The 21,712-nt window shown below is 66.3% G+C and carries 21 protein-coding genes; 7 read left to right on the top strand and 14 right to left on the bottom strand.

Annotation, left to right across the window (positions count from 1 at the left end):
* Position 1: 1 nt before the first annotated feature.
* The 3 genes from SPHN_RS16875 to SPHN_RS18545 form a co-directional block, all read right to left on the bottom strand.
* Positions 2-373, bottom strand: a complete 372-nt coding sequence (locus tag SPHN_RS16875; protein ID WP_248524940.1) for an endonuclease domain-containing protein — start codon at positions 371-373, stop codon at positions 2-4.
* 147 nt (positions 374-520) lie between these two features.
* A complete protein-coding gene (locus SPHN_RS16870) occupies positions 521-1,642 on the bottom strand; it encodes an NAD(P) transhydrogenase subunit alpha (protein WP_248524939.1) in 1,122 nt (373 codons plus the stop codon).
* Positions 1,643-1,646: 4 nt separating this feature from the next.
* On the bottom strand, positions 1,647-1,850 hold the full coding sequence (locus tag SPHN_RS18545) for an aa3-type cytochrome c oxidase subunit IV (protein WP_332798045.1): 204 nt from the start codon (positions 1,848-1,850) through the stop codon (positions 1,647-1,649).
* A gap of 59 nt (positions 1,851-1,909) precedes the next feature.
* Here SPHN_RS18545 and SPHN_RS16860 point away from each other — a divergent pair, with 59 nt between their 5' ends.
* Positions 1,910-3,325, top strand: a complete 1,416-nt coding sequence (locus SPHN_RS16860; protein WP_248524937.1) for a sigma-54-dependent transcriptional regulator — start codon at positions 1,910-1,912, stop codon at positions 3,323-3,325.
* Between the two features lie 48 nt (positions 3,326-3,373).
* Here the strand turns inward: SPHN_RS16860 and chrA are convergent, their stop codons facing one another.
* A complete protein-coding gene (gene chrA, locus SPHN_RS16855) occupies positions 3,374-4,582 on the bottom strand; it encodes a chromate efflux transporter (RefSeq protein ID WP_248524935.1) in 1,209 nt (402 codons plus the stop codon).
* A gap of 21 nt (positions 4,583-4,603) precedes the next feature.
* Here chrA and SPHN_RS16850 point away from each other — a divergent pair, with 21 nt between their 5' ends.
* Complete coding sequence (locus tag SPHN_RS16850; RefSeq protein WP_248524933.1) at positions 4,604-5,086, top strand: DoxX family protein; 483 nt, start codon at positions 4,604-4,606, stop codon at positions 5,084-5,086.
* 45 nt (positions 5,087-5,131) lie between these two features.
* On the opposite strand, the gene SPHN_RS16845 is transcribed toward SPHN_RS16850, so the two are convergent.
* From SPHN_RS16845 to glmM, 7 genes are all read right to left on the bottom strand, one after another.
* The gene (locus SPHN_RS16845) at positions 5,132-6,016 is read right to left on the bottom strand and encodes a bestrophin family protein (protein WP_248524931.1); all 885 of its coding nucleotides are present in this window, start codon (positions 6,014-6,016) and stop codon (positions 5,132-5,134) included.
* 164 nt (positions 6,017-6,180) lie between these two features.
* On the bottom strand, positions 6,181-7,239 hold the full coding sequence (gene folP / locus SPHN_RS16840) for a dihydropteroate synthase (RefSeq protein ID WP_248524929.1): 1,059 nt from the start codon (positions 7,237-7,239) through the stop codon (positions 6,181-6,183).
* Positions 7,240-7,480: 241 nt separating this feature from the next.
* Positions 7,481-8,620: a site-specific DNA-methyltransferase gene (locus tag SPHN_RS16835; RefSeq protein WP_282580622.1), complete on the bottom strand. Its 1,140-nt coding sequence runs from the start codon at positions 8,618-8,620 to the stop codon at positions 7,481-7,483.
* Positions 8,621-8,795: 175 nt separating this feature from the next.
* Complete coding sequence (locus SPHN_RS16830; RefSeq protein ID WP_248524927.1) at positions 8,796-9,434, bottom strand: ribonuclease HII; 639 nt, start codon at positions 9,432-9,434, stop codon at positions 8,796-8,798.
* Positions 9,434-10,207: a bifunctional hydroxymethylpyrimidine kinase/phosphomethylpyrimidine kinase gene (thiD, locus tag SPHN_RS16825; protein WP_248524925.1), complete on the bottom strand. Its 774-nt coding sequence runs from the start codon at positions 10,205-10,207 to the stop codon at positions 9,434-9,436. Before thiD ends, SPHN_RS16830 begins: the two co-directional genes overlap by 1 nt.
* A gap of 218 nt (positions 10,208-10,425) precedes the next feature.
* Entirely contained in the window at positions 10,426-10,641 is a 216-nt protein-coding gene (locus SPHN_RS16820; protein WP_248524924.1) for a DUF1272 domain-containing protein, read from the bottom strand.
* Positions 10,641-11,981: a phosphoglucosamine mutase gene (gene glmM, locus SPHN_RS16815; protein ID WP_248524923.1), complete on the bottom strand. Its 1,341-nt coding sequence runs from the start codon at positions 11,979-11,981 to the stop codon at positions 10,641-10,643. The genes SPHN_RS16820 and glmM overlap by 1 nt, the downstream gene beginning before the upstream one ends.
* A 69-nt stretch (positions 11,982-12,050) precedes the next feature.
* Between glmM and SPHN_RS16810 the strand changes: the two genes are divergently transcribed.
* Both SPHN_RS16810 and SPHN_RS16805 read left to right on the top strand, forming a co-directional pair.
* Positions 12,051-13,328: a dicarboxylate/amino acid:cation symporter gene (locus tag SPHN_RS16810; RefSeq protein WP_248524922.1), complete on the top strand. Its 1,278-nt coding sequence runs from the start codon at positions 12,051-12,053 to the stop codon at positions 13,326-13,328.
* The gene (locus SPHN_RS16805) at positions 13,303-14,295 is read left to right on the top strand and encodes an aldo/keto reductase (RefSeq protein ID WP_248524921.1); all 993 of its coding nucleotides are present in this window, start codon (positions 13,303-13,305) and stop codon (positions 14,293-14,295) included. The genes SPHN_RS16810 and SPHN_RS16805 overlap by 26 nt, the downstream gene beginning before the upstream one ends.
* Before the next feature lie 147 nt (positions 14,296-14,442).
* Here the strand turns inward: SPHN_RS16805 and SPHN_RS16800 are convergent, their stop codons facing one another.
* Entirely contained in the window at positions 14,443-16,236 is a 1,794-nt protein-coding gene (locus tag SPHN_RS16800) for a peptide MFS transporter (protein ID WP_248524920.1), read from the bottom strand.
* Between the two features lie 118 nt (positions 16,237-16,354).
* On the opposite strand from SPHN_RS16800, the gene SPHN_RS16795 reads away from it, so the two are divergent.
* On the top strand, positions 16,355-16,930 hold the full coding sequence (locus SPHN_RS16795; RefSeq protein ID WP_248524919.1) for a nitroreductase family protein: 576 nt from the start codon (positions 16,355-16,357) through the stop codon (positions 16,928-16,930).
* 37 nt (positions 16,931-16,967) lie between these two features.
* A complete protein-coding gene (locus tag SPHN_RS16790; RefSeq protein ID WP_056053547.1) occupies positions 16,968-17,324 on the top strand; it encodes a GntR family transcriptional regulator in 357 nt (118 codons plus the stop codon).
* A 294-nt stretch (positions 17,325-17,618) separates the two neighbouring features.
* Here SPHN_RS16790 and SPHN_RS16785 read toward each other — a convergent pair whose 3' ends face one another.
* Positions 17,619-18,437, bottom strand: a complete 819-nt coding sequence (locus tag SPHN_RS16785; RefSeq protein ID WP_248524918.1) for an arylamine N-acetyltransferase family protein — start codon at positions 18,435-18,437, stop codon at positions 17,619-17,621.
* Between the two features lie 373 nt (positions 18,438-18,810).
* On the bottom strand, positions 18,811-20,523 hold the full coding sequence (locus SPHN_RS16780; RefSeq protein WP_248524917.1) for an acyl-CoA dehydrogenase: 1,713 nt from the start codon (positions 20,521-20,523) through the stop codon (positions 18,811-18,813).
* A gap of 46 nt (positions 20,524-20,569) precedes the next feature.
* Between SPHN_RS16780 and SPHN_RS16775 the strand changes: the two genes are divergently transcribed.
* Positions 20,570-21,607, top strand: coding sequence for an L-threonylcarbamoyladenylate synthase (locus tag SPHN_RS16775; protein WP_248524915.1), 1,038 nt, complete (start codon positions 20,570-20,572; stop codon positions 21,605-21,607).
* Positions 21,608-21,712: the final 105 nt, after the last annotated feature.

The following is a 21,712-nucleotide window of genomic DNA, read 5'->3' as shown; positions in this document are numbered from 1 at the left end:
TTCATTCCTCCTGCGTGGCGAGCCGCTCGACGGCAAGCGCCACGATACCTCGAACCATGGCGTCGCAATCGTGGAAAATCTCGACGGCTGGAATACGCAGAACGGCGATACCGCGCGCTTCGAACCAGCGATCGCGCGAAGCGTCGCGCGCTGGGCGATCGACATAGTCGTGCGCCTGCCCGTCAACCTCGATGATCAGCCGCGCGGCATGACAGTAGAAGTCCGCAACGTACGGACCCGACGGATGCTGTTTCCGAAACTTCAAGCCAGCCGGTCGCTCCTGCAATGCAACCCACAATGCAATCTCAGGCGGAGACATCGCCGCGCGAAGCTGCTTGGCCAGCGCTCCAATCGATCCGGTCCCCTGGAGCATTTCAAATCCTCCCCTTGCAGGGGAGGTGGCAGGCGCCAGCCTGACGGAGGGGTGTCGCCCGTCGTAATGGTGCGCACGATAACGAGCGGCGATACCCCTCCGTCGCGCCAAGGCGCGCCACCTCCCCTTGCAGGGGAGGATCGATTATCAAGACAGCAACCGCGGGTTCACGATCTTGCCGCCGTGCGTCAGCCGCACCGCGTCACCGATTTCCGCGTCGAGCACGGGCTTGCCCGCCTCCTTGTCCCAGAAGGCGTTGAGGAAGTTGTAGAGGTTGCGGCTGAACAGCGCGCTGGCATCTGCCGCAAGGCGCGACGGCACGTTGCGGTGGCCGACGATCTTCACGCCGTTCACCACGACCACTTCGCCCGCAACCGACCCCTCGACGTTGCCGCCCTGTTCGACCGCGAGATCGACGATCACCGAGCCCGGCTTCATGCTCGCGACCTGTGCCGCCGAGATCAACCGCGGCGCGGCGCGCCCGGGGATCAGCGCGGTGGTGATGACGATGTCCTGCTTGGCGATATGCCCCGAGACGAGCTCGGCCTGCGCGGCCTGGTATTCGGGCGACATCTCGCCGGCGTACCCGCCCGTCCCCTCGCCTTCGATCCCCGCGATGGTCTCGACGAAGATCGGTTTCGCACCAAGCGACTGGATCTGCTCGCGGGTCGCGGCACGGACATCGGTCGCCGACACCTGCGCGCCGAGCCGCCGCGCGGTCGCGATCGCCTGGAGCCCGGCGACGCCGACGCCCATCACGAATGCCTTCGCCGCGGAGATCGTCCCTGCCGCGGTCATCATCATCGGAAACGCGCGACCATATTCGGCCGCTGCGTCGAGCACCGCCTTGTAGCCCGACAGGTTCGACTGCGACGACAGGATATCCATCGACTGCGCGCGCGTGATCCGCGGCATGAACTCCATCGCCAGCGCTTCGTACCCGGCCGCGGCATAGGCCTCGATCCGCGCGCGCTCTGCAAAAGGATTGAGGCTGGCCACGATCCACGCCCCCGGCGCGACGCCGGCGAGCGACGCAGGATCAGGCCCCTGCACGCCGAGCACGATATCCGCCCCCGCGAGCGTCGCCGCACGATCGCCAACCGACGCGCCCGCATCGGCATAAGCAGCATCGGCGATCGAGGCCGTCTCGCCCGCCCCCGTCTCCACTGCCAGCGTCGCGCCCAGCGCGATGAACTTCTTCACCGTTTCCGGCGTCGCGGAAACCCGCCGCTCGCCATCCGCTTGCTCTTTCAGGACGGCGATCTTCATGATGTTACGAGATCAGCCAGATGACGAGCGCGACGACCAGCGCGCACCCGACCGAGCCCCATTTCATCATCCCCGTCACGCTCGAATAGGTCGCGACGTGCGCCTTCATGTCTCCGTTGCCGGCCATGGTTCGTGCCCCAATCCTGTGAGTTTCATCCTCTATGACCAAGACCTTATCGCGCGTATCCCCGAACGCCAAGCAAGACATTTAAGTCGCTCTTTACTTAACGTAGTTATTGCACGTGCCGGAACGGGACAGGATTCGCCATGACGCGCAACGGCCAGCGCCTAGTATTATTGATCGACGACGAGCCCGCACAGCGCCGGCTGGTGGCGACGCTCGCCGCCCGCGGCGGCTGGCGCGCGGTGTTCGCGACCGACGCCGAGATGGCGATCGCCACGCTCGGCACGCAGGACGGGATGCAGCTCGACGCGATCCTGCTCGATCACTCCGCCCCCGATGGCGACGCGACCGCGCTGATCGCCGAACTCCGCGAACGTCGCCCCGCGCTGCCGATCCTGATGCTCACCGCCAACGGCTCGGTCGCGCACGCGGTCTCGGCGATGCGCGCCGGCGCCACCGACTTCCTCGTCAAGCCGCTCGCCCCCGACCGCGTGCTCGCCGCACTGGAGGCGGCGATCGCCGGCACCGCCGCGGGCGAACTGCGCCCCCTCACCGAAAAGATTCCCGCACTGCTCGCGTTCGACGAGATCGTCGGCTCCTCCCCCGATTTCCGTGCCGCATTGGCGATCGCGGCCAAGGCGGCCCGTGCGCGCGTCGCGGTGCTGGTCGAGGGCGAGAGCGGGGTCGGCAAGGCGGTCGTCGCCGAGGCGATCCACGCCGCCTCGCCGCGCGCCAAGAAGCCGATGATTACCGTCAATTGCGCGGCGATGCCCGCCAACCTGATCGAATCGGAATTGTTCGGCCACGAGGAAGGTGCGTTCACCGGCGCGTTCGAACGCAAGATCGGCCGGTTCCACGATGCCGATGGCGGCACGCTGTTCCTCGACGAGATCGGCGAGATGCCGCTGGAGGCACAGGCCAAGCTGCTCCACTTGCTCCACACCGGCGAGGTCCAGCCGATCGGCGCGCGCCATTCGCGTGACGTCGACGTCCGGGTGATCGCCGCGACCAACCAGCGGCTGCTCGACGAGGTCGAGGCGGGGCGGTTCCGCGAGGATCTCTATTACCGGCTGAACGCGGTGCAGGTGACGATCCCGCCGTTACGCGAACGGACGGGCGACATCCCGGCGCTCGCCCGTCACCTGCTCGCGCGGATCGCCGAGCAACCGGGGCTGAGACCGCTCGGGATCACCGACGCCGCACTGAAGCTGCTGGTGCACTACGACTGGCCCGGCAACGTCCGCCAGTTGCAGAACGCGCTCTTTCGCGCGGCCGTGCTGTGCGAAGGCGCCGCGCTGACGGAAGAGGATTTCCCGCAGATCGCCGCGCTGGGCAATCGCCAGCGCGGCCCGGCCACGGTGGCTGCAGGCGGTGGCGGGGTCACGCTGTTCCGCCCCGACGGCAATCTGCGCGCGCTCGAGGAGATCGAGGCCGACGTGATCCGCCTTGCGATCGGCCATTACCGCGGCCGCATGACCGAAGTCGCCCGCCGCCTCGGCATCGGCCGCTCGACGCTGTACCGCAAGCTCAGCGACCTAGGGATCGACAACGCCGCCTGAGGTGAGGGACACGCCGGTCCCGGTGCCTTTTCCAGGCGCCGGGATACGCTATATCGACCAGGCAACCGCGAGCGACGTCATCAGCGCAACCACGGCGATTGGCGGCAGTCTCCAGACGGTCAGGAGACCGAAACCGGCAGCGGCGATCGCGAAATCATAGGGGCCAACGACCGCACTGACCCAAACCGGATTGTAGAGTGCCGCGGCGAGGATACCCACGACCGCGGCGTTGACACCGCGTAACGCCGCTTGTGCCGCCGGACGGGCGCGCAACGCGTCCCAGAAGGGCAGCGCACCTATCAAGATCAGCAGTCCGGGAAGGAAGATCGCAACGAGTGCCACCGCTGCGCCCAATATGCCGCGCGGAACAGGGGCGATCACCGCGCCCAGATAGGCGGCGAAGGTGAACAGCGGCCCGGGCACGGCTTGCGCCACGCCATAGCCGGCCAGGAACGTAGCGTCGTCGGTCCAGCCGGGCTCGACCACGGCAGCTTGCAGTAAGGGCAGCACGACATGTCCGCCGCCGAACACCAAGGCGCCGGATCGATAAAACGCATCGAACAGGGCCAATCCCTGCAAGCCCGACGTCGAAGCGAACAACGGCAGACCGACGAGCAAAAGCGCGAACAGGGCAAGACAGGCGACACCGACCGTCCGGGAAACCTTGAACCGGATCGGCCGACGGGTGGCGGTTACCGTGGTTCGGCACAGCCAGATGCCGCCCATCGCGCCCACACCGATCGCGGCAACCTGCCCCCATGCCCCGCCCAGCAGCGTCACCGTGACAAGCGCCGCAAGCGCCAGTGCCGTGCGCGACCGATCCGGCGTGAGCGTGCGCGCCATACCCCACACCGCTTGCGCGACGACCGCAACCGCGACGAGATTGAGGCCGTGAATGACGGCGATACCCAACGGACCGTCAAAACGCGACGCGCCATACGCGAACAGCAGCATCAGGCAGGCGGAGGGAAACGTGAACCCGACCCAGGCGGCGACCGCGCCCAGCGGCCCGGCGCGCAACAGTCCCAGCGCGAACCCGACCTGGCTAGAGGCGGGGCCGGGCAGAAACTGGCAGAGCGCGACCAGATCGGCGTAGCCCGCTTCGTCGATCCAGCGACGCCGCACCACGAAGGCCTCGCGGAAATAGCCGAGATGGGCGATCGGTCCTCCGAACGAGGTGAGCCCGAGCTTCAGGAACGCGGCAAATACCTCGCCGACTCTGCCACGGTGCGTAAGGATGCTTTGCTCGTTCGTCATCGAACGCAGTATAGCCTCCGCATGTTCACGAGCATCATCCGCAGTACCGCGAGTCCGTCAACGATCCTGATCCGGTTGGCGGTCGGCCTGGTCGTGTTTTTGCCCGAAGGCATCCAGAAGCTGCTGTTTCCCGACATCCTGGGCGCAGGCCGCTTCGCGAAGATCGGCATCCCCTATCCTGAGGTGACGGGACCGTTCGTCGGCATTGTGGAGCTAGTCTGCGGGGCGCTCATCATCGTCGGGCTGTTCATCCGGCTTGCCGCCATTCCGCTGATCGTGACGATGATCGTGGCGCTGATCACGACCAAACTTCCGATCCTGTTGGGACATGAGCTTGGACCGTTCAGCCTTCCCGACTTCAAGCGCTACGGCTTCTGGAGCGCTCAGCATGAGAGCCGTGCGGATCTCACCATGCTGCTCGGATGCCTGTATCTGCTGATCGTCGGCAGCGGCCGCTGGTCGATCGATCGACTGCTCGACCGGGGCGGCGGGCGGCAGGTCTGAACCGAAGGGTTCCGACGTCCCACGCCGCACCGCCGACCGATCAGCCTACCAGAGCACACCCTTCTCGGGCTGCAACGGCTCGGGCGCCGGATCGCCGATCGCCTGGAGCAGGTCGATCTCGATCGTGCGGCACATCGCGCTGAGCGGGACGTCGTGGATCGTGTCCGCGAACGGATCGACCAGATCATCGCCGATCTGCAGCACGGCAAGGAACATCAGGCCGGCGATCGTCGAGCCGACCGGGGTCGCATAACCCAGCGTCTCGACCAAGCCGATCGGCAGCAAAACGCAGAACAAGCGCGTGAACAGGCTCGGGAAGAACCGGTACTGGTTGGGCAACGGCGTGTTCTTGATGCGCTCCATGCCGCCCTGCGCGTTGGCGATGTCGACCAGGATCGCCTCGAACTGCGTCTGCTGGATCGTATCGATCCAGCCGTTGCGGCGCGCGATGTCGATCCGGCGGCCGGTTCCGTCGAGCAGGCCGTTGGCGATGTTGGTCCGTTCGAGCGCAAACGAGGCCTCGTCCTGCGACAGGAAGCGCAGCACTTCGGGTGCCGCAGGCTGCTTGCGCAACTGACAGCGCAGCGCGTTCACATACGCGATCTGGCGGAGGACGATCGTCCGCTTCATGTCGTGGCCCTCGGGCTCGGGCAACATGTTGCGCGCCATACGTGCCAGGCTGCGCGAGGCGTTGATCATCAGGCCCCAAAGCCCGCGGCTTTCCCACCAGCGCTGATACGCCGAGTTATCACGAAAGCCGAGGAACAGCGCGAGGGCAGTACCGAACAGCGTCAGGGGCAGCGCGGGCGCGTGGAACGGCAGCACGTAATAGGTGATCGTGACGACCACGTCCCAGACGAAGAGGCCGAGCAGCGGGCGCCAGACTTCGCTGAGGATCTGGCTCATGCGCGGTGTAGCAGTGACGATCAAACGAAAGCTCCCTTGTTTACAAGGCTTTTAATGCGCGAAAAGGCGTTTCGCTGCAATGCAGCGATCATCCGCCACCCCGCGTAGCCACCCCTGCGTAGCCACCCCTGCTTAGCCACCCCTGCTTAACCGCTCCCGCTTAGCCGCCCCCGCTTAGCCGCCCCCGCTTAGCCGCCAACGAGCGACTGATCGCGCAGCCCGCGCCAGATCCTTACCGCCTGTACGGTCTCCGCGACGTCGTGGACGCGGAGGATCTGGACGCCGGACTCTGCGCCTTTGAGGGCCAGCGCGAGCGAGCCGGCGAGTCGCTGGTCGACGGGCGCTTCGTTCGAGAGCGCGCCGATCAGGCGCTTGCGGCTTGCGCCCAGCATGATCGGGCAACCCAGTCCGTGGAAGATCGCGAGGCCGTTGAGCAACGCGAGGTTCTGGCTGAGCGTCTTGCCGAAGCCGATGCCGGGATCGACCATGATTCGCGACCGCTCGACGCCGCCCGCGACGACCGCGGCGATGCGGGTTTCGAGCCAGTCGAACACGTCGGTCAGAACGTTGGCGTAGCCGCCGTCGCCGTGCCCGCCCTTCTTGGGGTCGGGCGAGTGCATCAGGACGACCGGGCAGCCGCTCTTCGCGACGACATCCAGCGCGCGGTCGTCCCACAGAAGCGCGGCGACGTCGTTGACGATATGCGCGCCGGCGGCGAGCGTTGCCTCCATGACCGCGGCCTTGCGGGTATCGACCGAGACGATCGCGCCGGCGCGCGCGAGGCGTTCGACGACGGGGACCAGGCGCGCGATCTCGTCGCCCTCCCATACGGCGGAGGCACCGGGGCGAGTCGATTCCCCGCCGACGTCGATCATCGTCGCGCCGGCGGCGGCCATGTCGATCCCGGCGGCAGCGGCGGCGGCAGGATCGTCGACATGCTTGCCGCCGTCGGAGAAGCTGTCGGGGGTGACGTTGAGGATGCCGGCGACGATCGGCTGCTCGAAGCGGAGCGTGCGTTCGCCGAGCTGGAGGGCGGCGCGGGGGGCGGTGATGGCAGCGTGGAGGTACGCGGCGCGCTCGCCCAGCGTCGCGATGTCGGCGACGGGGATGGTGCGGCGGGCGCGGCCTTCGATCACCTCGTACGCGGCGAACCACTGCAGGCCACCCGCGATGCGCGCGACCCTGCCGTCTTCGTAACCGATCGGGGTGTCGACGAACTGGACGGGGCGGAGGTGAAGGCGGGTCATCGGCGTGATCTACTCCAGTCCGTCCGCTCCGCGAAAGACGTTGCGCTCGCTAGCCGTCATGTTCGCTGAACCGGCACGTTCGCTGAACCGGCCCGTAGCCAAACCGGCACGTCTGCCAATACCCGTCATCCCAGCGAAAGCTGGGATCTCCCGCCGCATCCGTGGCGCGTCGTCGCGGGAGAGCCCAGCTTTCGCTGGGGTGACGGTCTTGGTTAGGACGAGATGGACGCGTCCGCGTGGCTCAGACCGTGGTTGCCAGCAGGTACGTCTGCCGGAGGTCGTCGATCGGCTTCAGGCCCTTGTCGCTCTCGTAATGCCAGAAGCTCCAGCCGTTGCACGCGGGCGCGTTCTGGAGCGTCGAGCCGAGCTTGTGGATCGAGCCGATCGTGCCGCAGTCGCTCAGCAGCGAGCCGTCGGCGCGGATCGTCGCGCGCCAGCGGCGCTTCGAATCGGTCAGCACCGCGCCGGGTGTCAGATACGCGTTCTCGACGAGCACCCCGAACGCGACCTTGGGCTGCGTGCGCGGGCTCATCATCGTGCGGATCGCCGATTCGTCGAGCGGCAACGCGGCCTCGATCCGCTCCTGTGCGGCTTCGATATAGTCGCCCTCGCGATCGATGCCGATCCAGCTGCGACCGAGCCGCTTGGCCACTGCGCCGGTCGTGCCGGTGCCGAAGAACGGGTCGAGCACGACGTCGCCGGGCTCGGTGCAGGCGAGCAGGATCCGGTACAGCAGCGCCTCGGGCTTCTGCGTCGGATGCACCTTTGTGCCGTTCTTCTTCAGCCGCTCGGCGCCGCCGCAGGTCGGGAACTCCCAGTCGCTGCGCATCTGGAGCTCGTCGTTGAGCGTCTTCATCGCGCGGTAGTTGAAGTGATACTTCGCCTTCTCGCCCTTCGACGCCCAGATCAGAGTCTCGTGCGCGTTGGTGAAGCGGGTGCCGCGGAAGTTCGGCATCGGGTTGGTCTTGCGCCAGACGATGTCGTTGAGGATCCAGTAGCCGAGATCCTGCACCGCCGCACCGACGCGGAAGATATTGTGATAGCTGCCGATGACCCAGAGCGAGCCGTCGTCCTTGAGGATGCGGCGTGCTTCCTTGAGCCAGGCGCGGGTGAAGCGGTCGTACGCGGCGAAGGTGTCGAACTTGTCCCAGTCGTCGGTGACCGCGTCCACGTGCGACCCGTCGGGACGGTAGAGTTCGCCGCCGAGCTGGAGGTTATACGGGGGGTCGGCGAAGATCATGTCGATCGAGTTCGACGGGAGCGCCTTCATCCGTTCGATGCAGTCGCCGCGTAAAATCTGGTCGAGCGGGAGGACCGGCTGAACCGCCGGCTCCACTGTCTTCTTCGCACGCGGCCGTGCGATCGTGTCGATCAAACCCATGATTTCCGCCCCTTATCGGACCCATAGCGGCGGAATTGTCCGACTCCGTCAAGCAAACATTCGTTAACGGCGTTTCGGTGCGATTCCGCCGTTGCGACCAAAGGAGTCGGCTTCGTCCAGATGTTGAGTCGTGGGAGACTCGCGGCTCAAGCCCTTGGGGTGTGGCGCGAAAGACTCAGCTCGTCGTTTCCTTTGCGAAAAGTCCCTCGCGGGCGAGATAGGCGGCGGCGACCGGCGCGAAACTGCGGCGGTGAATCGGCGTGGGGCCGTGATCGCGGAGCGCCTTCATGTGGTGCGCGCAGCCGTAACCCTTGTTCGAATGCCAGTTATATTCGGGATGCCGGTCGGCGGCGGCGATCATGATCAGGTCGCGGGTATGCTTTGCGACGATCGATGCGGCGGCGATCGACAGAGATTTCGCGTCGCCGCCGACGAGGGGCGTGGCGGGGTAGGTCCAGCGCGGCAGGCGGTTGCCGTCGACCAGGACATGGCCGGGCGCGTGGCCGAGTTCGGTGGCGAGCGCATCGACCGCGAGGGTCATCGCCTTCATCGTCGCCCAGTAGATATTGAGCGTGTCGATCTCTTCGGGTTCGATGATACCGATGCCGACGATCGCGCAGCCCTTGAGGCGCGCGCAGAGCCGTTCGCGTGTCGAGGCGGAGAGCTTTTTGGAGTCGTCGATGCCACGGGGGACGCCTTTGGGCGGGAGAATCACGGCGGCGGCCACGACCGGCCCGGCGAGCGGACCGCGGCCGGCTTCATCGACGCCGGCGACGGGGCCGACGCAGAGCTTTTCGTGTTTCATGCCGGGCATCAGCGGTCTTCATCGTCTTGAGTTTGAAAATCGGTCACGAACTGCTGACCCATCGGACCGTGCCCTTGCCCGAGACCCGGCGCTTCGATCAAGGCAATGCGGACGAACGATGCAGCGCGTTCGAATGCCTTTTCGATCGGCAACCCTGCCCCTAATCCGCAGGCCAATGCGCTGGCGAGCGTACAACCCGTGCCGTGCGTGCTGGTCGTATCGATCCGCTTGCCGGTCAATTCTCGGACCAATCCCCTCGGCGAGAACAGCCTGTCGGTAATATATCGACCTTCACCGTGACCGCCTTTGACCAACAGATGACAACCGAATTTCAGGATCACGTCCGCACCGCCCAGCGCTGCTAGCTCCGGTAAATTCGGCGTGACGAGCGACGCTACGGCCATCAACCGCTCGAACGCCTCGATCGTGTCGGCATCGGCGAGAACCGCACCGCTTGTTGCGATCATCACGGGATCGAAGACGATGGGTACATCGAACGTTTCGAGCCGGTCGGCTACGGCAGTGGCGGTGTCCGCCGAGCCGATCATGCCGATCTTTACTGCGTCCACGCCGATGTCCGATACGACGGAGTCGATCTGCGCGAGGACCATGTCGGTCGGGATCTGGTGGACCGCCTGCACGCCGAGCGTGTTCTGCGCGGTGATCGCGGTGACGGCGGTCATCGCGTGGCCGCCGAGCATCGTCACGGTCTTGATATCCGCCTGGATGCCGGCGCCGCCGCCTGAGTCCGAACCGGCGATGATGAGAATTCTGGCAGTCATCGCAATCGCTATGGCATAATCGCTGGTGTGTGGGACAGTGTTCGAACCAAGCCGATCGACACTCACTGATCCTCCCCCGCCAGGGGGAGGTGGCTGGCGCTTGCCAGACGGAGGGGGGAGGAAAGGAAAACCTCTGTTCCGTGTCCTCCCCCTCCGTCAGGCTACGCCTGCCACCTCCCCCTGGCGGGGCAGGATCGAAGACACCGCGTCGATCTCCGCTAGTGCCGCCTGCCCGCTGCCGGCTTTTGTGGCGGCGCTTCGCCAAGCCGCGTCGGACGGTCGAGCAGTTCGCCACCACAGTTCGGGCAACGCTCGTCGAGCGCATCCGCGCATTCCGCGCAAAACGTGCATTCGAACGAGCAGATGAACGCGCCCGGTGCAGCCGCGGGAAGCTCGGTGGCGCAGCGTTCGCAAATGGCGCGCATCTCTAGCATCAGGCGGCTACCTTGCGCACCACGTCGCAGATCCGGTCGACGACGCGCTCGACCTGGCCGAGATCGTCGCCTTCAGCCATCACGCGGATCACCGGTTCGGTGCCCGACGGACGGATGACGAGCCGCCCCTTGCCGGCGAGTTCGGCCTCGGCCTCGGCGATCACCGCCTTGACCGCGTCGTGGTCGAGCGGCTTGCCTCCCGCGAACCGCACGTTTTTCAACAACTGCGGCAGCGGCTCGAACCGGTGGAGCACTTCGCTCGCCGGTGCCCCCGAGCGCTTCACCTCGGCGAGAATCTGCAATCCTGCAACGAGCCCGTCGCCGGTCGTCGCATAGTCACTGAGGATGATGTGACCCGATTGCTCGCCGCCGACATTATAGCCGCTCGACCGCATCTTCTCGAGCACGTGGCGATCGCCGACCGCGGTGCGGACGAGGCCCAGGCCCTGCGCGGCGAGATGGCGTTCGAGGCCGAGGTTGGACATTACCGTCGCGACCAGCCCGCCCCCCGCTAGGCGCCCTTGCCGCGCCCAGCTGGCCGCGATCGTCGCCATGAGCTGGTCGCCATCGACGATGGTGCCGGTCTCGTCGACCACGATCAGCCGGTCCGCATCGCCGTCGAGCGCGATGCCGATATCGGCGCCGTTGGCGATCACGGCCTGCGCGAGCGCCTGCGGAGCGGTCGAGCCGACGCCGTCGTTGATGTTGGTGCCGTTGGGCGTCACGCCGATCGCGACCACATCCGCGCCGAGTTCCCACAGCGCCGAGGGTGCAACCTTGTAGGCGGCACCGTTCGCGCAATCGAGCACGATCCTCATGCCGTCGAGGCGCAGATTCTCGGGGAAGGTAGACTTCGCGAAATGGATGTATCGACCTTGTGCGTCGTCGATCCGACGCGCGCGGCCGATCTGGTCGGAGGGGACGAGCGGGATGTCGCCGTCGATCAACGCCTCGATCGCCGCCTCGGCTTCGTCGGACAGCTTGTAGCCGTCGGGGCCGAACAGCTTGATGCCGTTGTCCGCGTATGGATTATGGCTGGCGGAGATCATCACGCCGATATCGGCGCGCATCGACTGGGTGAGCATCGCCACCGCAGGCGTCGGCATCGGCCCGACCATCACCACGTCCATGCCGACACTGGTGAAGCCCGCGACCAACGCCGATTCAAGCATATAGCCCGACAATCGCGTGTCCTTGCCGATGACGACGCGGTGGCGGTGATCGCCGCGCAGGAAATAGGCGCCCGCCGCCATGCCGACCTTCATCGCCATCGCCGCGGTCATCGGCGACGTGTTGGTGGCACCACGAATGCCATCGGTGCCGAAATATTTCCTTGCCATTCGTTCCGCTTTCCGTCCGGTATCCAGTCCTGAAGCCGTTGATAGCGCGGTGGAACGCGAAGGGCGAGCATGTCGCAGGCTACACGGATTCTTACAGCCTTGGTCGGCGGTATCGCGATCGGCATCGCCGCAGCGGCCTGGTCGCCGGCGAACGCGCTGGCGGTGACGGCGGTGACGCAGCCGATCGGTTCGGCATGGCTGCACGGGTTGCAGATGGTGATCGTGCCGTTGATCGTCGGGCTGCTCGTGACCGGCATCGGCGCGACGGCAGAGGCGGCGCGGGCCGGACGGATCACCGGCCGTGCGATCCTGATGATCGTCGTCATCCTGTGGAGCACGACGATCATGTCGGCGTTCGTCATGCCGGTGCTACTCGACCTGTTCCCGCTGCCAGAGACTCTCAGCACCGCGTTGCGCGCGGCGCTGACGACGGCGGCGCCGATCGGCACGGTGCCGGGGATCGGCGCATTCTTCGATGGGATCGTGCCGACCAACATCGTCGCGGCGGCAGCGAGCGATTCGTTCCTGTCGCTGACGGTGTTCGCGCTGGCGTTCGCGTTCGCGATCACGCGGCTGCCAGCGGCGCAGCGCGCGATCCTGACGGGGTTCTTCCAGGCGGTGGTCGATGCGCTGCTGGTGCTGATCGGCTGGGTGCTGAAGCTCGCACCAATCGGGATCTTCGCACTCGCGTACGGTGTCGGTGCGCGGACCGGGACGGCGGCGTTCGGGGCGTTGCTCCATTATATCGTCTGCGTTTCGGCGATCGGGTTCCTCGTGCTGCTCGCCGCCTATCCGGTCGGGATGATCGGCGGGCGCGTGTCGTTCGGACGGTTCGCGCGCGCGGTCGCCCCGGCGCAGGCGGTGGCGATCAGCACGCAATCGTCGCTCGCGTCGCTGCCGGCGATGCTGAAGGGGTCGGTCGATCTCGGCGCATCCCCTGCGACGGCGGGCATCGTGCTCCCGCTGGCGGTCGCGATCTTCCGTGCGACCAGCCCGGCGATGAACCTCGCGGTCGCGCTGTACGTCGCGCACTGGCTGGGCGTGCCGATCGGTCCGGCGCAACTCGCCGCGGGTGTTGCGACCGCGGCGATCACGACGATGAGTTCGGTGTCGCTGCCGGGAACGATCAGTTTCGTCGCCTCGGTCGCGCCGGTTTCGCTGGCGATGGGGGTGCCGATCGAGGCTTTGGGGCTGCTCATCGCGGTGGAGACTGTGCCCGACCTGTTTCGCACCGTCGGCAACGTGACTATGGACACCGCCGTCACCATCTCCGTGTCTGCCAGAACGGGGGTCAGCCCGGACGGCTCGCAGGAGATACCCCATGAAATATCGCACGCTCGGCCCTGATTTCGAGGTTTCCGCGCTGGGTCTCGGCTGCATGCCGATGGCCGGGATCGGCAAGGGCATGTACGGCGAAGCGGAGCCGCAAGAGAGCATCGCCACGATCCACCGCGCGATCGAGCTGGGCGTGACGCTGTTCGATACCGCCGAGATCTATGGCCCGCTGGTCAACGAGGAGCTGCTCGGCAAGGCGATCCGGGGCAAGCGCGACGGCGTCGTGATCGCGACCAAGTTCGGCTTTCGCTACGACGAGAACGGCATGACCGGGGTGGACTCGACGCCCGCCAATGTGCGGCGTGCGTGCGAGGGATCGTTGAAGCGGCTCGGCGTCGAGACGATCGACCTGCTGTACCAGCACCGCGTCGACCCGGGCGTGCCGATCGAGGATACCGTCGGCGCGATGGCGGACCTCGTTCGCGAGGGCAAGGTGCGACATCTGGGGCTGTCGGAAGCCGGGCTCGACACCATTCGTCGCGCGGCGGCGACGCATCCGATCGCGGCGTTGCAGAGCGAATATTCGTTGTGGGAGCGCGATGTGGAGGACGAGATCCTGCCGCTGTGTCGCGAACTCGGGATCGGCTTCGTGCCGTATTCGCCACTGGGTCGCGGGTTCCTGACGGGGCAGATCACTGCGCGGTCGGACCTGCCCGAGGGTGATTACCGCCGCAACGACCCTCGCTATTCGGAGCAGAACTTCGCCAAGAACATGGAGATGGTCGCGGTGGTGAAGTCTATCGCCGACATGCATGGGGCGTCGCCTGCGCAGGTCGCGCTCGCGTGGCTGCTGGCGCAGGGCGACGACATCGTGCCGATTCCGGGGTCGAAGCGTCGGGTTACGCTGGAAGACAGCATGAAGGCGGCGGACGTGACGCTGTCGGCGGACGATCTGGCGAAGCTGGATGCGGCGGCGCCGCGGGGTGGGACGGCCGGACCGCGCTACGGCGAGAAGGCCCTGTCGATGACGCGGCTCTAAATCGATGCATCGATCCTCCCCCGCCAGGGGGAGGTGTCGCCGAAGGTGACGGAGGGGGAGGACACGGAACGTAAGGTTTCCCTTTCCTCCCCCTCCGTCTGGCAAGCGCCAGCCACCTCCCCCTGACGGGGGAGGATCTACGAAGTCTCACTGAACCCCGTGCATCCACTTCCTGATCAGCGGCGAGATCAGCAGGAGCAGCACGCCGATCCCGGCCGAGACCAGCCCGATGGTCCAGAACACGCCGGCATAGGTATCCAGGCTGACCTTCAAATTGGTCACCTGCCCGCCGACCGTCTCGACGCTCGCCACCTGCGCCACGACGCCCGCGACGTACTGTGCGACCGAGATCGACAGGAACCAGACGCCCATCATCAGCCCGACGACACGCGCGATCGACAGCTTGGTGATCATGCTGAGGCCGACCGGCGAGATGCAGAGTTCGGCGAACGAGTGGATGAAATACAGGCCTGCCAGCCACCAGATGGCGACCTTGAACGTCGGCCCGACCATGCTTGCGCCCCAGACCAGGAACAGGAAGCCCACGCCGACGCCGATCAGCGCGATGCCGAACTTGACCGGGATCGACGGCTCGATGCCCTTGGCGGCGAGCTTGGTCCACAGGATCGACATCACCGGCGCCAGCGCGACGATGAAGAATGCGTTGAAGAACTGCGTCTGGCCGGCCGAGATGCTGAACAGTCCGAAGATGCTGAGATCGGTGTTGCGATCCGCGAACAGCGTCAGCGACGAGCCGGCCTGCTCGAACAGCGTCCAGAAGACGACGTTGAACACGATCAGCACCATCGCCGCGAGCATCATCTGGAATTCGCGACGCTCGCCGTTGACGAACGACCAGATCAGGATGCCGGGCACCGCGATCAGGAACGTGCCGAACAGCAATTTGCCCATCAGCGACAGCGAGACGATGTAGCCGATGATCCCCGACCCCGGCACCGGCGGCTCGGCGTTCATCAGGTTGACGAACAGCAGGTAGAAGATCGGGATACCGAGCAGCGCGAGCGCATAGATGCCGAGCGCGCGATCGGGACCGGTGCGGACCGGCGGCTCGCCATAGCCGTCGAGCTTGCCGCCATCGAACTGGATCAGCGTCCACGAGAACAGCATACCGATCGCGGCGAGCCCGAAGCCCGCCCACCAGCCGAACGCGACCGCGAGGAACGGGCAGAGAAGCTGCGAGAACAGCGAGCCCAGGTTGATCCCCATGTAGAAGATCGTGAACCCGGCATCGCGGCGTTTGTCGCCCTGCGCGTAGAGCTCGCCGACCATCGTCGAGATGTTGGGCTTGAAGAAGCCGTTGCCGACCGAGATCATGCAGAGCGCGAGCAGCATGATCGTGACGTAGAAGCTGTTGCGCTCGGCACCCGATTCGAAGCCGCCCTTTTCGACCGTGCGCGCGGTCGAGCCGTCGGGTGCGAGCAGCGAGACGGTGCCGTCGTCATTGCCCTTGATCTTCAGCTTGTTCGCGCCGTCGACCAGATAGCGGACTTCGCTGTCCGCCTGTTCCACGACTTCGATCGCGTACCGCTGGTTGGCGATCGTCGCGTACGGCTTGGCGGTCTCGCCACCGAAGCAGAGCAGCAGATAGCCGAGCGCCATGATGATCGCGCCGAACTTCACCGCGCGCTTCGAGCCGAGATACTGGTCCGCCAGATACCCGCCGATCAGCGGCGTCAGGTACACCAGAGCGGTATAGCCGCCGTAAAGCCCGGTCGCCTCGCGGTCGCCGAACACGAAATGCTTGGTGAGATACAGCGTGAGCAGCGCGCGCATGCCGTAATAGCCGAACCGCTCCCACATCTCGGTGGTGAACATGCGGGCGAGCTGGCGGGGGTGCCCGAACCAGGTTTCGCCGGCCGCCGGGTTGATATGGGTGATATCCGGCTCTCGCGGGGTATCCGCGGTCGGGGTGTCCACCATTCTTACGCTCCCTGAAACTCGTCCTGGCCGCCGTCGAACGCGGAGCCGTTATGCGCGCGCAACTTAACGACAAAGCCCGGACTGTAAATATCAGACGCCAAAGCCTATCTGCCGGACCATGCTCAATGATCGCTCGACGCCACTCTCGCTGCTCGCCACCCGTCGCTCGGGCAAGCCGCGCGACCTGATCGCCCCCGGCCCGGATTCCTATCAACTCGCGACGATTCTGGAGATCGCGGCGCGGACGCCCGATCACGGCAAGCTGACGCCATGGCGCTTCGTGGTGGTCGGTGACGAGCGGCGCGCGGCGCTGTCGAGGCTGATTACCGACGCCTATCTTGCCGAGCGGCCGGATGCGTCGCGGCTGGAACGCGAATCGCTCGACCAGTTCGCGCATCAGGCGCCGACCCTGGTGGTGGTCCTGTCATCGCCCAAGGAGAGCAAGATCCCGGTGTGGGAGCAGGAATTGTCGGCGGGTGCGGCGTGCATGAACCTGCTCCATGCGGTCCATGCGGAGGGCTTTGCGGGCGGCTGGCTGACCGGCTGGGCGGCTTATTCCGACGCGGTTCGCGATGCGTTCGGCACGGCGGCGGAGCGGATCGCCGGGTTCATGTTCATCGGCACGCCGTCGCGCGCGCTCGACGAACGCCCTCGCCCCGATATGGCACGCCTCGTCTCGCACTGGGGATCGTGAGACTCGACTAATCGCCTAATTGCTGTATTAGAACAGCATGACAGCGCTCAGCAGCGACGACAGCCCCGTATATATCCGACTTCGCAGCACGATCGCGGCGGGGATTCTTCGAGGCGACTATCGTGCGGGCGACCAGTTACCGTCGGTGCGCGCGTTCGCGGCCGAGCAGGGCGCCAATCCGCTGACGGTCGCCAAGGCGTATCAGAGCTTCCAGGACGACGGCTATGTCGAGGTCCGCCGCGGCGTCGGGATGTTCGTGATGCCTGGCGCTGCGGAAGCGTTGCGGGTGGCCGAGCGCGAGAATTTCGTGACGACGCAGTGGCCTAGGATTTTGGGGCATATCGATCTGTTGGGGTTGGATGCGCATGATCTGCTGGAGCGTGAGCGGGCCTGAAACCCCTCCCGTCATTCGTTCTGCATTCCCTCGTTCCGTCCTACGTCCTGCCCCCTTCCGTTCGTCCTGAGTAGTCATCGAGTAGGCGCGAAGCGGCGTATCGAGAGGACGTATCGAAGGACAGGTTGGCGCGCGGAACCCATGCTTCGATACGCGCCCTCGATACGCTGCTGACGCAGCTACTCGGTCGCTACTCAGCACGAACGGGAGTGGGGGACTTCATGCTTGGGGCTTAGGGCTTAGGGCTTAGGGCTCGGGGCTTGGGGCTCGGGACCCCAGAGCCTTACCCAGGCCTTAAAAAATTCCCAGCGCGGCGACATCCTCGACGCTCAGGTCGATCCCGAACAACAGGCTCATGCGGATGCGGTACACACGTGGATCGGTGATCTCGCCGACGCTGGTGTCGGTCCCCGAGCGCCGCCGGTAATTTCGCCCGATCAGCGACGCGAACCCGTTTGGCAGGACGATGCTGGCGATCGGGGTGTGGGTGAAGCGACTGGCGGGCGCGGTCGAGGTCCAGTGGTTCGACATTGCGAGATCGGCGTCGAAGGCTTGCGCGAGCGTGAAGCTGTATTGCGGCTGGAACCCCTCGCCTGCCCCGCGCCCGTCGGTCGTCATCGGATCGCCGTCGCGAAGCAGCATCCAGCCGTTTTCGGTGGCGTCGAGGCGGAAGCGTGCGCCGTCGGGCGCGGTCGCCTCGGCACCGTCCGCGAGCGGGAGGACGGGCGTGTAGCTGCCGCCGAAGCCGGTGTCGGCGATCCAGTCCTGCCCGTCGATCGTCACCAGCGCAAAGGTGTGGGTGAGCGGCGGCGGCAGGTCGGTCGCGGCATACCAGACACGCGCGAGGAGCGGGCGCGCGGTGAAGCCGAGTGCGGCCAGCGCGTCGAGGAACAGGCGGTTATGCTCGAAACAATAGCCGCCGCGGCGCGCGGTCACGAGTTTCGCGAAGACCGACGCGCCGTCGATCGCGAGGCCGCGACCGAGGACGACGTCGAGATCCTCGAACGGAATCGCGAGTCGGTGCGCATGTTGCAGCCGGCCGAGGCCGATCGAATCGAGCGTCGGTCGCGCGGGCATGGCGACACGGGTGAGATAGGCGTCGAGATCGAACATCGGTCGGGCTTTCACGGATTTCGGCTCCCCCTTTACCGTTCGTTGCGCGGGGCCGTCGAGTAGCTGGTGTGGAGCCGGCGAGACAGCGCACACCTGATCCTCCCCCGTCAGGGGGAGGTGGCGCCGAAGGCGACGGAGGGGGAGGACACGGAACAGCGGTTTCGCTTACCTCCCCCTCCGTCTGGCAAGCGCCAGCCACCTCCCCCTTGCGGGGGAGGATCGAGAGGGGTGGCGCGTTTGCATGATCGGGCAGGAGGCCGGAATTCCGATGCCGTCATCCTGGGCTCGACCCAGGATCCAGAGCCAAAAACGTTGCCATGCTTGGCTCTGGATCCTGACTTTCGTCAGGATGACGGGCAAGTGGGGGAAGAGCTCAGGCCGCGAAGAGTTCCGGCTCGATCGAGTAGAGCACCGCCGCGCTCGCATTGGCGGCCGCGTCGAGGCCCATCGCTTCGGGGACGATCTGGTCGAGGTAGAAGCGCACCGCCGCGGTCTTCATCCGGCCGAAATCGTCGCTGCCGGCGACCCCGCCCTGCCGCTCCATCAGCCAGCCGCAGGTTGCGACCGACAACATGGTGAGGAACGGATAGCTGGCGGCGAGCTTGTCGTCGGCGTCCGCGGTGGCGAGCTTACGCCCGATCGCTTCGCACGCGTCGACCAGCGCCAAGAGCCGTTCGTCCTTCGCCTCCGCGCGGATGTCGGCGATCAAAGCCGCGAACGCACCGCCATTGTCGAGGCCGAGTTTCCGCCCGACCAGATCCGCCGCCTGGATGCCGTTCGTCCCCTCGTAGATCGGGGTGATGCGGGCATCGCGGAAATACTGCGCGGCGCCGGTTTCCTCGACATAGCCCATGCCGCCGTATACCTGGATGCCGAGCGACGCGACTTCGTTACCGATGTCGGTGCCGTGCGCCTTGGCCAGCGGCGTGACGAGTTCGAGGCGGTTGCGCGCGGCGTGGTCGCCGAGATTGGCGCGGTCGACCTGCCCCGCCGCGTAATAGACGAGTGCGCGCGCCGCCTGGGTCTGTGCCTTCATCCGCATGAGCATGCGGCGGACGTCGGGATGCTCGACGATCTTGACCGAGTCCTTGTTGGGCGAACCGGCGCGGGCCGACTGGACGCGGTCGAGCGCATAGGCGACCGCGCCCTGAGTGGCGCCCTCGGCGACCTGGACGCCCTGCAGGCCGACGTTCAACCGCGCGTTGTTCATCATCGTGAACATCGCCCGGATACCGCCGAGCTCCGCGCCGATCAGTTCGCCGATGCAGTCGTCGTTGTCGCCGAAGCTCAGCACGCAGGTCGGCGAGGCGTGGAGCCCCATCTTGTGCTCGATCGAGACGACGCGGACGTCGTTGAACTTGCCCGGCGTGCCGTCTTCCTCGAGGCGGTATTTTGGGACGAGGAACAGCGAGATGCCCTTGGTCCCGGCTGGCGCGCCCGGCGTCCGCGCGAGGACGAGGTGGACTATGTTCGGCGCCATGTCGTGATCGCCGAACGAGATGTAGATCTTGGTGCCCTTGATGCTCCACTTGCCGTCGCCGAGCGGGGTGGCGGTCGCACGGAGGGCGCCGACGTCGGAGCCGGCCTGTGGCTCGGTGAGGTTCATCGTCCCGGTCCATTCGCCCGTCGCGAGATGGGGCAGATATAGCGCCTGCTGCTCGGGGGAGCCATGATGCTGCAATGCCTCGATCGCGCCGACGGTCAGCGTCGGGCAGAGCGCGAAGCCCATGTTCGCCGAGCCGAGCGTGTCGAGCACCGCGGTCTGGATCGCGAAGGGGAGGCCCTGCCCGCCCCATTCCTCCTCGACGCCGATCGTGCCCCAGCCGCCCTCGACATAATCCTTGTAAGCCTGCGCGAAGCCGTCGGGCATGACCACGCCGTCCGGGGTCCATTTCGCACCGACCGTGTCGCCGGCGCGGTTGAGCGGTGCCCATTCGCCGGCCGCGAGCTGCCCGACGCCTTCGAGCACCGCGTCGACGACGTCGTCGCTGGCGGCGGCATAGCGTTCGGTGGCGGCGAGCTCGCCGATCCGGACGACATGATCGAGCACGAAACGCTGTTCGGTGGTTGCTGGAGTGAAGGCCATCGCATCCTCTTATCGCTACGGTTTGGACCCGCTATACGCCTTGAAAATGACCCGTCCACACCCTCGAATTTTACCCTACGGCACGGCCGCGATCGCCGAGGCGGCCGCGCTGATTCGCGCCGGGGGACTCGTCGCGGTGCCGACCGAGACGGTGTACGGGCTCGCCGCCGACGCCACCAATGCGGAGGCGGTGGCGCGGATCTATGCCGCCAAGGGCCGCCCGAGTTTCAACCCGCTGATCGTGCATGTAGCGGATCTGGCGGCGGCGGAGCGGATTGCGGTGTTCGATGCGGAGGCGCGCGCGCTGGCGGCGGCGTTCTGGCCGGGGCCGCTGACGTTGGTGCTGCCGGTGCGGGAGGATGCGGGGATCGCTTCGCTGGTGACCGCGGGGTTGGCGACGATCGCGATCCGGGTGCCCCGGCACCGGGCCATGCAGGGGTTGATCGCTGCGTCTGGCCGGCCATTGGCGGCGCCGTCGGCCAATGCGAGCGGGGGGATCAGTCCGACGACGGCTGCGCATGTGGCGGGGAGCTTGGGGGGGAATGTGCCGTTGATTATCGACGACGGGGCTACCGAGGCTGGGCTGGAGTCAACGATCGTTGCGGGGCGGACGGTGCTGCGGCCGGGGCCGGTTACGGCGGAGGCTATCCTAACCCACCTCCAACACCTCCCCGGCGAACAGCCCCCCCCCGGCGAAGGCCGGGGTCCAATTGGAACGTCGGATGTAACGGACCGCGACGCGCATCATGACCGTCCCCCAATTGGGCCCCGGCCTTCGCCGGGGGGGAGTGAGGGGTTGGTCACTGCGCCGGGGCAGCTTGCGAGCCATTATGCTCCCAAGAAGCTGCTTCGGTTAAATGCAACCGAAGCAGGTTCGGACGAGTGGCTGATTGGTTTTGGCGATGTGGCGGGCGACGTTTCATTGTCGGCTTCGGGAAACCTCGTCGAAGCTGCGGCGAAGCTTTTCGACCTGCTCCATGCCGCCGATGCTAACGTGCGCCGCTGCATAGCGATCGCACCGATCCCGCTCGACAGTATTGGCGAGGCGATTAACGACCGTCTTCGCCGTGCTGCGCATCGTTAGGCAAGATTTAGTTCACGCGAAGGCGCAAAGGCGCGAAGAGGTTAAAGTCTCTCGATATGCCGGAACGGACATACCTAAGGCCGACATCTTTGCGCCTTCGCGCCT

The sequence above is a fragment of the Sphingomonas faeni genome, assembly GCF_023195535.1.
GTDB classification, from domain to species: Bacteria; Pseudomonadota; Alphaproteobacteria; order Sphingomonadales; family Sphingomonadaceae; genus Sphingomonas; species Sphingomonas faeni_B.
The sequence above is the reverse complement of the archived record's forward strand: the minus strand, read 5'-3'. Positions and strand labels throughout refer to the sequence as shown.

Coding starts and splice junctions, on each gene's coding strand:
- SPHN_RS16875 (WP_248524940.1), bottom strand. CDS start 373: ATGCTCCAGGGGACCGGATCGATTGGAGCGCTGGCCAAGCAGCTTCGC.
- SPHN_RS16870 (WP_248524939.1), bottom strand. CDS start 1,642: ATGAAGATCGCCGTCCTGAAAGAGCAAGCGGATGGCGAGCGGCGGGTT.
- SPHN_RS18545 (WP_332798045.1), bottom strand. CDS start 1,850: ATGTCTTGCTTGGCGTTCGGGGATACGCGCGATAAGGTCTTGGTCATA.
- SPHN_RS16860 (WP_248524937.1), top strand. CDS start 1,910: ATGACGCGCAACGGCCAGCGCCTAGTATTATTGATCGACGACGAGCCC.
- chrA (WP_248524935.1), bottom strand. CDS start 4,582: ATGACGAACGAGCAAAGCATCCTTACGCACCGTGGCAGAGTCGGCGAG.
- SPHN_RS16850 (WP_248524933.1), top strand. CDS start 4,604: ATGTTCACGAGCATCATCCGCAGTACCGCGAGTCCGTCAACGATCCTG.
- folP (WP_248524929.1), bottom strand. CDS start 7,239: ATGACCCGCCTTCACCTCCGCCCCGTCCAGTTCGTCGACACCCCGATC.
- SPHN_RS16835 (WP_282580622.1), bottom strand. CDS start 8,620: ATGGGTTTGATCGACACGATCGCACGGCCGCGTGCGAAGAAGACAGTG.
- SPHN_RS16830 (WP_248524927.1), bottom strand. CDS start 9,434: ATGCCCGGCATGAAACACGAAAAGCTCTGCGTCGGCCCCGTCGCCGGC.
- thiD (WP_248524925.1), bottom strand. CDS start 10,207: ATGACTGCCAGAATTCTCATCATCGCCGGTTCGGACTCAGGCGGCGGC.
- SPHN_RS16820 (WP_248524924.1), bottom strand. CDS start 10,641: ATGCTAGAGATGCGCGCCATTTGCGAACGCTGCGCCACCGAGCTTCCC.
- glmM (WP_248524923.1), bottom strand. CDS start 11,981: ATGGCAAGGAAATATTTCGGCACCGATGGCATTCGTGGTGCCACCAAC.
- SPHN_RS16810 (WP_248524922.1), top strand. CDS start 12,051: ATGTCGCAGGCTACACGGATTCTTACAGCCTTGGTCGGCGGTATCGCG.
- SPHN_RS16805 (WP_248524921.1), top strand. CDS start 13,303: ATGAAATATCGCACGCTCGGCCCTGATTTCGAGGTTTCCGCGCTGGGT.
- SPHN_RS16800 (WP_248524920.1), bottom strand. CDS start 16,236: ATGGTGGACACCCCGACCGCGGATACCCCGCGAGAGCCGGATATCACC.
- SPHN_RS16795 (WP_248524919.1), top strand. CDS start 16,355: ATGCTCAATGATCGCTCGACGCCACTCTCGCTGCTCGCCACCCGTCGC.
- SPHN_RS16790 (WP_056053547.1), top strand. CDS start 16,968: ATGACAGCGCTCAGCAGCGACGACAGCCCCGTATATATCCGACTTCGC.
- SPHN_RS16785 (WP_248524918.1), bottom strand. CDS start 18,437: ATGTTCGATCTCGACGCCTATCTCACCCGTGTCGCCATGCCCGCGCGA.
- SPHN_RS16780 (WP_248524917.1), bottom strand. CDS start 20,523: ATGGCCTTCACTCCAGCAACCACCGAACAGCGTTTCGTGCTCGATCAT.
- SPHN_RS16775 (WP_248524915.1), top strand. CDS start 20,570: ATGACCCGTCCACACCCTCGAATTTTACCCTACGGCACGGCCGCGATC.